The organism is Xanthomarina maritima (genome assembly GCF_008084905.1).
GTDB lineage: Bacteria > Bacteroidota > Bacteroidia > Flavobacteriales > Flavobacteriaceae > Xanthomarina > Xanthomarina maritima.
Genome location: NZ_VSFC01000005.1, coordinates 48,367 through 57,971, shown reverse-complemented (window position 1 = coordinate 57,971; position 9,605 = coordinate 48,367). Strand labels below are relative to the sequence as shown.

Sequence of the window (9,605 nt, the reverse complement as noted above, 5' to 3'; positions counted from 1 at the left end):
AAGTGAGAAGTGAGAAGTGAGAAGTGAGAAGTGAGAAGTGAAAAGTGAAAAGTGAAAAGTGAAAAGTGAGAAGTGAGAGGTTGTGGGTTGCCTGTTGGCTGTTGGTTGTGAGTTATTTTCTTAATACAATTTTTTGGGTTTTTTGTTTTCCGTTAATAAGGGTTGCTTTTACAAAGAGGATACCGTTTGAACGGCTGACATTTGTTATGATAAGTTCGGTTTTATTGATATTATGGTTGTTGTATAAAACGCGACCAAGGACATCATAAACCTTTACAGATTTTATTATCTCTGTTCCAGATGTTACTTTAATATAATTGTTTTGAGGTGCAGAAATTGAAATACTAGAATTGGCTTCAAATTCTTCAATATTTAAGGTTTGATTGGTATAACGCAATATAAATCTATCGTCGAATACTCCAACTGAAGATGTAAATAGGTATGGAGCTATTCTTAAATCGTGAGTAATTCCATTATAGGTGTCTTCTAAATAAATATCTTGAGTCGTTGTTTCAAAAAGGCCATCAAGGGAATTAATAGCAATTGTGTATGTTGTGTATTGGGGAATTTCTACACCCAAAGAAACGGTGTCGTTTTCGTTAAAAGGGAGCTCTTTTCCTTGGATAGCCATTTTTTCTTCACTAATAAGTGAATAAAAACGGGTGTTTGTATCACTTAAATCATGCCCATCAAACAATCTGTCTTGTTCATTTGTAGCACCTTCCACATAGCCTACTAAAATAGAAGTAGCCAGGTTATTAGAGTCAATAAGGTCTAGCCAAATACGGTGGTGTTCAACATCTTCTACCGTTTTATAAAACTGATCGTTTCTATAGGTTTCATTCCTCATGGTGTTATTGAAGATAACAGATTCAGACGAAGACGATGTATTATGATCCATTAAAACAAAGAAGGATTGACCAGCTGCTATGTAGCCCGAAAAACCAGCAGGTGCAGAGCCTGTATGATTGTATTTAATATAATCGTTTGGATTGTAATTATAGCCAAAATCGCCATAAAAGGGATCTCCCACTGTATTACTTGGTGCAGATAAATGTCTCCATAAATATATGGTTCCAGCAATGGAAGCACTTGCATCATCTATAATATCTGATGCATTTACAGTTATAAATTCACGAGCTGATATGGATGAAGGATATGGATTGCCAATTAAATTCCAATTGTCGTCTAGAGCTGTAGCCATTGTAGAACCTGCTCCAGGATAGTTTACCCCAGAGTACATACCACGTTGGATTGGGACATTAATAATGCCATTATTTGGTGTTCCAGTAAATTCTGTCGTAGTTAAAGAAACAGGAGGTGTAGGAGTCGTGCCAGACAAGCCTCGAATAATATATCCTTTACCAATTTGCATCGTTTCGTTCGTAAATTGCCATTCGCCATAATTACCTATGCCATTTCCAGAAACTGTTGGAATCCATTTATAAATTAAATATGGATTCGAACCTGGTGAAATATTTGTTACATTAAATACTTCGACTGGAGAAGACCAATAAATATAATCAAGATTCGTAACACTAGCTACCGAACGTTGCATGTTTATTTTGCCTGTATTATTATTGCTAGCTACATCAGTCACTTGTATTAAATTGGCATTATTTCGAATAAGGCATGATGCTGTGTTATCTATATCTATCCAATCTGTAACTGTCATTGCGGTTCCTGATTCTAACTCTAACGTTGCATTTTCACCAATACTTAAGTTTTTAGCATACCCAGGAGTAGGAGGCGTTGGAGGACCTGGTAAAGTTAATTTGGGTTGATAGAGAGCGCTTCCAATATAAACACAATCAGTAGATCTTGGTTTTCCTAGAGGTTTCCAATTGTTGGGGTTGTTCCAATTCGAATCAACAGCACCTTCCCAGATCTTACCAATAGTGAATTCTGCTTTTATTCTAGGTGCTGTGCTGCCAGGGCAGTTTACCCAAAAGATATAATTACCTGGTGTGCTCGTATCAGGTAAATTAGAGCCGCTAAGGCCAACAGGGTTTAATGTAGCTCCTGTAGCGATAGGTGTACCACCAGTTTCATTCGAGTACCATTCTACTTCCCCGCTTGGTCCTAACACATTCCATCGGTAACGCCCAACGTGAGAGGTGTTCCCAAAGGCAAATTTTGTAGTAATAAGTGTGTATGGTACTCCTTCAGTTAGTATTGCAGTTATTTGTGGGTTTAATGATGAGCCAGAATCATCATCTCCGGCTATATATGTACCACTGCCACATGATCCAGGCACAAAATTGCCGTCATTGACTATAATATAGCCCATGGCATCAAAATATGGAGACGGATTGGACATGTTAAAAATATATCTTCCAGTTAAGGTCACAGTAAAATTAATTGATGAATAATTGGAAGTGTCACTTAAATCAAACTCACAAGGATCCGTACTAATAATTCGAATTACTGGCCTTCGAGCAACTGGATCTGAAGTTCTTAAAATTCCATTTAAAGTATTTCCTAAACTTGTTGTGCCACTGCAACTGAAAGTAGCAAATATAGATTCGCTAGGGTCACCAGGACATTCTAAATGAGCACTCACCGTTTCAGACGTAATTGGTGAGGTTGCACAAATTCCAAAAGTGCCATTGTTGTTGTTGCCTTCTTCCCAAAATCTAATATAAATGACATCTCCTTCTGATAGTCCTAAAACAGTTATTGACGGCATGAGCCCATTAGCACTATTGTTACTATCACAATCTAATAATGTTAAATTGTTACAATCAGTACCACTATAGACAGCCATGGCGCCATCATTCATATCAAGATTTTGTGTATCTATGGTAATCTCACCTGTTTCATCAGCAATTGCATAAAACCAAACATCTCCACCGGCATAATCTCCACAATTTGGGCTAGCAATTCCACTTGTTGTTGCGCCTGCATTTGTGTACGTTTCATAATTACAAATTGGTAACACAGGTATAAGAATTGCGTTCGCGCATAAATCATTAGTTGGTGGGTCTGGTATTGTATTAACGCAAATGTTAAAATTTACTTGTGCTGAATTTGGACTTGGATCAAAGCCGTAAACTCTTACATAATATGTATTCCCTACATTTAGACCATTTAAAGTCAGTACTTCAGCATTGATACTAGTTATTAAGTTGAGTGTTGAACAGTTGGTAGAGGGGCTGTTGTATACGCCAATACCTAAATTAGTGTTTGACCCTACTACAGGAATTACATTTAAAAGAGAGATTTGATGATTGATATTAGTTGCAACAAATGAAAACCAAACATCATTGTCTGGGTTTCCAACTACATTATCTGGTTGTGATGATGGAGTTGCAAATGCTGTTGATCCAAATGTAACGTTATTACAAGTTAGTGATGGATTGACAGTGAGGTTAATGGCACTGGAACATTCATCGTTGTTTGGCGGTGGTGGCGTTGGTGTGACGCAAATACCAAAAGAACCAAAAGCGTTATTTCCGTTTTCCCAAAACCTTATGTAAATAGTTTCACCAGGAGTTAAATTGGTTTGAACTATTTGTGGCATAGAACCATTGTTACTGGAATTGTCATCACAAGCAATAAGCGTTAAGCCATTACAACTGCCTCTATATATAGCCATGGCACCATCAGTCAAGTTGCCTATTTGAGTGTCTACTATAATTCCTCCGATAGCTGGAACTGTCGTTCTGAACCATACATCACCTCCTAAATAATTTCCACATCCAGGGTTGGGTACCGTAGTGGTTGGTCTAGCACCTATGGTTGTATAAGTACTGTAATTACAATTTAAATTTGAATTAATATTTATAGCATTACAGGGGTCGTTATTTGTTGGAGGTGGTGGTAGATCAGAAATTATAGATATATCATCAATTGCAGCTGGGGGATCATTAACTGTAGCATCATCGTTAACCCATTCAATTACAAATTTGAACGTTGTACCTGCATAGCTGGAGGGTATGGTAAGCGTTGGAGAGGCTGTCCATGTTCCGCTTTCACTGTAATCACTACCTAACCGAATTCTGTCTACTGCTGGTGTAATTTCGATACCATAAACTGGCGTATAGGTTGTAGGTACAATCCAAATTCGCATAAGGTCCTTGATGTTCTGTCCTTGAGCAGCCCAAATAAAATCAACAGAAATTTCAGTTTCAAATGCTGGTACCGTTATTGTTCTAAAAAGGTGAGTAGCTCTAGCAGGATTTTCAGTATATCTATGTGGAGGGATGGCAAGTGCAGTGTTATCTGTAATGTAAGCACAGTTTCGACTAGTAAAACCACGAATTGCTCCTCTATTGCTAACCCATTGGTTTCTATTGGGGTTGGTACTACTTGTTACTTCCCAGTTCATTTCAGCAAAATCATTACTATCATCAAAACCACCATCACCTAAAGGATCCAGTAATATGGTTTGGCTAAAGGAGCTTGTATAAGTTAAACCAAATATCAAGAGCATCCATACTTTTATAAAAAGCATAGATATGGTCTTTAATTTATTCGTGTTGAGGGTTTTGTTTAAAATGATTGCTATAGTTTTAATTTGTTCTTAATTTTAACTGAATTACTAAAAATATCATAAATTTATAAACTTTATAAGTATCTGTTTTTAAATTCGTTAAAATGATTGAAATTATAGACCAAAGCAATGTTTTTGTTGCAGAACATGTATATTTAAAACCTGATTATTTAAACCATCACTTCATTTCCGGAAATAAATACAGAAAACTTAAGTACAATCTTCTTGAAGCCGAACAGTTAAATAAAAACGTCTTACTGACATTTGGAGGCGCATTTTCTAATCATATTGCTGCTGTTGCAGCTGCAGGACATGAATTTGGTTTTAAGACCATTGGTATTATTCGAGGGGAAGAGTTAGCTAATAAAATTACAGACAATCCAACCTTAGCTTTTGCTAGAAAACAAGGTATGCACTTTCACTTTATTTCCAGAGAAGTTTATAGAGATAAAACCTCTGAAGATTTTATTGATAAATTAAAAGCAAAATATGGAGATTTTTATTTAATTCCTGAAGGTGGTACTAATAATTTAGCAGTAAAAGGATGTGAAGCCATTTTAACGGAAACAGATACAGCCTTCGATTTTATATGTTGCCCTGTTGGGACAGGAGGCACGATTAGTGGTCTAATAAATGCCAGTTTGCCTGAGCAGAAAATTCTAGGATTTCCTGCCTTAAAAGGTGATTTTTTAAAAGAAGAAATTAGTAAGTTTGCAAATAAATCTAATTGGGATTTAATTACAGATTATCATTTTGGAGGTTATGCCAAAATAAATACTGAATTAGTCAGTTTTATTAATAGGTTTAAAGCAACCAATCGGATTCCTTTAGATCCAATTTACACTGGAAAAATGATGTTTGGAATTTATGATTTAATGGGAAAAGGATTTTTTCCAAAAGATTCTAAAATTCTAGCAATCCATACTGGTGGATTACAAGGAATAGAAGGAATGAATGCAAAATTATTAAGTAAAAATTTACCAATAATTAATTGAAATTAATGAAAAAACTCATCTTACTTTTTGTTTTAAGTGTCTTTGTTTTTAGTTGTGGTTCTAGCAAAAAAACGAGTTCTAAACGTAATAAAAGTAAAGCAAAAACTGAAAGGGTTGTTATAGATCCTAGAACGAAACCAGCACCAACAAAAGAAGAAACAGTAGAAGTGATTGTTGTTGAAGAAGTTCCGGTAAAAGTTCCAAATTCAACCGAAGAATATATTGCTTTATTTAGTGGAATAGCCCAAGAAGAAATGCGTTTGTATCATATTCCTGCAAGTATTACTTTGGCTCAAGGGATTTTAGAATCGGCTTCAGGAAAAGGACGTTTAGCTGTTGAAGCTAATAATCATTTTGGAATTAAATGTCACGAATGGAATGGAGCTAAAATTTATCATGACGATGATGCTTCACAAGAATGTTTTAGAAAATACAATGATGCTAAATATTCTTATCGAGACCATTCATTATTTTTAACTGGTAGATCTCGTTATCAGAAACTATTTCAATTAGATATAGACGATTATCAATCTTGGGCAAAAGAGTTAAGAGCAGCAGGTTATGCAACTGATAAAAAATATCCGGAAAAATTAATTAGTCTGATAGAGCGATACCAACTTTATACATATGATGAAGCTGTTTTAGGTAATAAAAAGACTAGAAAAGCACCTGTTAAAGCTGAAGACACACATTTGATTGCTAAAGGTGATACGTTGTATTCTTTATCTAAAAGATACAACACGACTGTTGATGAATTAAAAAAAATGAATAATTTAACTTCAAACGATTTGACTATAGGAAATGTTCTGATAGTAAAATCTAATTAAATACTAGAAATTTTCATGTTACATCAAAGAAGTAGTGCTTTGTTTGCTGAAGCTGAAACCGTTATTCCTGGTGGCGTTAATTCGCCAGTAAGAGCATTTAAAGCTGTTGGAGGAACACCTGTTTTTATAAAAAAAGCTAAAGGAGCTTATTTAATAGATGAAGATAACAATCAATACATCGATTATATAAATTCTTGGGGACCCATGATACTTGGTCATGCATACAAACCAGTGGTTGATGCCATTATAGAAAAAACGAAACTAGGGACTTCTTTTGGAACGCCAACTGAAATTGAAACAAAAATTGCACAATTAGCAGTTTCTATGGTTCCAAATATAGATAAAATACGGTTTGTAAATTCTGGTACAGAAGCCTGTATGAGTGCTGTTAGACTAGCAAGAGGTTATACTGGAAAAGACAAGATCATCAAATTTGCTGGCTGTTATCATGGGCATAGCGATTCGTTTTTAATACAAGCAGGAAGTGGAGCCGTTACTTTTGGAAGTCCGAATAGTCCAGGAGTGACTAAAGGCACAGCACAAGATACCTTGTTAGCTAGATACAATGATATCTCGAATGTTCAAGACCTTATAGAAGCAAATAAGGGCGAGATTGCCTGTATTATTTTAGAGCCTGTAGCAGGAAATATGGGTTGTATTCCACCTAAAGATGATTTTCTGCAAAAGTTGAGAATTTTATGTGATGCTAATGATATATTATTAGTTTTCGATGAGGTTATGACAGGCTTTAGACTTGCCAAAGGAGGTGCACAAGAATTATATGGTGTTGAAGCAGACTTGGTTTGTTTTGGAAAAGTAATAGGAGGAGGTTTGCCAGTAGGAGCATTTGCTGGTCGCGCAGAAATAATGAACCATTTAGCTCCACTTGGACCAGTTTACCAAGCAGGCACTTTAAGTGGTAATCCGTTAGCTATGGCAGCAGGATTAGCAATGCTTACAGAATTAAATGAGGATAAAGATATCTATAAACGTTTGGCTGAAAAAACAGCTTATTTACATAAAGGAATGTCTGAAGTGTTAGAAAAATTAAAAATTGAACATACCATAAATCGTGTAGGTTCTATGATATCTGTTCATTTTTCTGAAACAGCAGTTAAAGATATTGAGACTGCAGCTACAGGAAATAACGATAGTTTTAAAGCCTTCTTTCATGGCATGTTAGATGAAGGCGTTTATATTGCTCCAAGTGCTTTTGAAACGTGGTTTATTTCGGATGCTTTAAGCTATGAAGATTTAGATAAAACCATTGCAGCTTGTTATAAAGTTTGCAGTTTGTTGTAAAAGAAAGTGGCTATTTAAAAAGATTTAATCTGTCGTTCCCTTTGCTTGAGAGAAACTGAAACAAGTTCAGGTTGAAGAACAGATGAAAACCTGAAATACTTGTCTGCCGATAAGGCAGGAATACAGAATGACGCTTATTCTCTTTTTAAACAGCCACTTTTAAAATAAATTATTTATTTTCAGAATGATGCATTTTCTTTTTTTGATGCATCTGAGCTTTTTGTTTTTCTCTTTTATCTTTAGTTATCTCTTCCCATTTTTTATACTGATCTTCATTTAAAATGTTTTTCATTTTTTTCTTCATTTCAATTTGACGATCAAGATGTTCGTTTTTCATTTTAAGTCGTTCATCTTTAGAAGGCTTTTCTTTATCTGAATTTTTAGAAGCTTTCTCTTTGGCTTCATATTTCGCTTTTCTTTCTTGAGCGTTTTTTAGATTTATTTGCTGAACTTGTTTTTGTTGCGTTTCAGTTAAATCTAAATCTAAGGTCATTTGTTTGGTTTGAACTTGAGCCATTTCTTCAGGAATGTAGTCCTGCATTTTATTTGCTCTTTCTTTTTTTTCTTGTGCATTCGCAATTAAGCAAAATGAAAAGAATAGGATTGCCATTACTTTTTTCATCTTTTAATTTTTTAAGAATTATATCTATAAGACCTATTAAAAGTAGAAAGGTTTAATCAAAAAAAAATCCTCAAGGCAAAAACCCAGAGGATTAATTTTTTTAACATTGTTAATTTTTTAAAGTGTGTCTAGATACTGACTTATTAAATCGTATCCTTCAGGATGCATCATGGTTGTTCCAATTAAAGGCATGCTTACGCCTTGGTAATAGAATGACATTCTGGTGTCAATGTTTAACCTGTCTTCAAAAATATAAGATTCAGACAATGGCGTGTTGTAAGATAGTCTTAAATAAGATTGGTCTCCACAGAAACCACCTTCAGAGTGGCAATGAGCGCAATTCATATCAAAATAGGCTCTGGCACGTTGTTCTAAAGAATAATTTACAGCATCTTCCCAATCTGGTAATACGGTTACTTGAGACGGATCTGATAAACCAGTTAAGCTATTATTCGAAATCCATTCTTCTAGTTGATTGTTTCCATTTAAAGCTCTTAATCTTGGTCCTATTGGTGAAATTACATTACTGCTATTATGGCAATCAATACATTGTTGAGCAGAAGGAATTTCATAATTTATACTTACCGTTGTTCCATTGATGTCTTCATAGCTAATTGGAACTGTGCTAGTCGTGTTGTCTAAAACAGCATCTGTTTGAGCTGCATTCCACTTATAGTTACCTAGTTCCCAGAGGCCATTTTTTTTAATTAAAAGTCTAGTTTCAATAAGTATTTTTCCTTCAGATTCGTCTCTTTCATTATTAAAATAGTAAAAGGTTTTTGCCATAACCGTATTATCTGGGAATATTGGAAAACCATCATCTACATACTCCATAGACGTGCCTTCTGGCAAAGCTAGAATACGTTGTTTATGTGCGTAATCTGTAAAAAGTGTTGTATTTAAATTATAAATAAAGGCTCGATCGCTAGGTATTAAATCGTTTAAGTTTTCTGTAAATAAATTAAGATCTGATAAGTTAGGCAAAAACTCAGGAATTACTAACGGAGAGGCTGTTGTAAAAGTTGTTACTTCTGTTTGCATACTTACATTGTCGAGACATACAGATTGTATATATACATCGTAACTTGTGTTAGCTTCTAAACCTATTAAAATTGCCGTGGTTTCTGAAGTTTCTAATATTTCACCAAAACCTAATTCAAAACCGGATAGGCCATATTCTAAAGCATAGGTAGCTGTGGTATTGTTATCTTCCCAAGTAATGGTAGCTGTTTCTGAATTAATCTCGCTAATTTGAATATTTGTTGGCGTTGTACATTGTTCAATTAATTTATCATCTGGATCCTCAGAACAAGAAATAAATAGCAAGCAAAGTGCAGCTACCGAATAGATTAAATTTTTCATTT

The 9,605-nt window shown here is 34.8% G+C and carries 6 protein-coding genes; 3 read left to right on the top strand and 3 right to left on the bottom strand.

What is annotated here, in order from left to right; all coding sequences use genetic code 11:
* Window positions 1–112: 112 nt before the first annotated feature.
* Window positions 113–4,456, bottom strand: a complete 4,344-nt coding sequence (locus tag FVF61_RS01230) for a T9SS sorting signal type C domain-containing protein (protein WP_148452424.1) — start codon at window positions 4,454–4,456, stop codon at window positions 113–115.
* 143 nt (window positions 4,457–4,599) lie between these two features.
* Between FVF61_RS01230 and FVF61_RS01225 the strand changes: the two genes are divergently transcribed.
* The 3 genes from FVF61_RS01225 to hemL are packed head-to-tail and all read left to right on the top strand — an operon-like array spanning window position 4,600 to window position 7,619.
* Entirely contained in the window at window positions 4,600–5,490 is an 891-nt protein-coding gene (locus FVF61_RS01225; protein ID WP_148452422.1) for a 1-aminocyclopropane-1-carboxylate deaminase/D-cysteine desulfhydrase, read from the top strand.
* Between the two features lie 5 nt (window positions 5,491–5,495).
* Window positions 5,496–6,317 carry a glucosaminidase domain-containing protein gene (locus FVF61_RS01220; RefSeq protein ID WP_148452420.1) on the top strand — a complete coding sequence of 274 codons (822 nt, stop codon included), beginning with the start codon at window positions 5,496–5,498 and terminating at the stop codon, window positions 6,315–6,317.
* A 15-nt stretch (window positions 6,318–6,332) separates the two neighbouring features.
* Complete coding sequence (hemL, locus tag FVF61_RS01215; RefSeq protein WP_148452418.1) at window positions 6,333–7,619, top strand: glutamate-1-semialdehyde 2,1-aminomutase; 1,287 nt, start codon at window positions 6,333–6,335, stop codon at window positions 7,617–7,619.
* A gap of 169 nt (window positions 7,620–7,788) precedes the next feature.
* Here hemL and FVF61_RS01210 read toward each other — a convergent pair whose 3' ends face one another.
* A complete protein-coding gene (locus tag FVF61_RS01210; RefSeq protein WP_148452416.1) occupies window positions 7,789–8,241 on the bottom strand; it encodes a hypothetical protein in 453 nt (150 codons plus the stop codon).
* A 117-nt stretch (window positions 8,242–8,358) separates the two neighbouring features.
* Window positions 8,359–9,603, bottom strand: a complete 1,245-nt coding sequence (locus tag FVF61_RS01205; protein ID WP_233586637.1) for a fibronectin type III domain-containing protein — start codon at window positions 9,601–9,603, stop codon at window positions 8,359–8,361.
* Window positions 9,604–9,605 lie beyond the last annotated feature (2 nt).

Excerpts from the sequence above, each read along its gene's own strand:
- FVF61_RS01230 (WP_148452424.1), bottom strand. The coding sequence starts at position 4,456 with ATGCTTTTTATAAAAGTATGGATGCTCTTGATATTTGGTTTAACTTAT.
- FVF61_RS01225 (WP_148452422.1), top strand. The coding sequence starts at position 4,600 with ATGATTGAAATTATAGACCAAAGCAATGTTTTTGTTGCAGAACATGTA.
- FVF61_RS01220 (WP_148452420.1), top strand. The coding sequence starts at position 5,496 with ATGAAAAAACTCATCTTACTTTTTGTTTTAAGTGTCTTTGTTTTTAGT.
- hemL (WP_148452418.1), top strand. The coding sequence starts at position 6,333 with ATGTTACATCAAAGAAGTAGTGCTTTGTTTGCTGAAGCTGAAACCGTT.
- FVF61_RS01210 (WP_148452416.1), bottom strand. The coding sequence starts at position 8,241 with ATGAAAAAAGTAATGGCAATCCTATTCTTTTCATTTTGCTTAATTGCG.
- FVF61_RS01205 (WP_233586637.1), bottom strand. The coding sequence starts at position 9,603 with ATGAAAAATTTAATCTATTCGGTAGCTGCACTTTGCTTGCTATTTATT.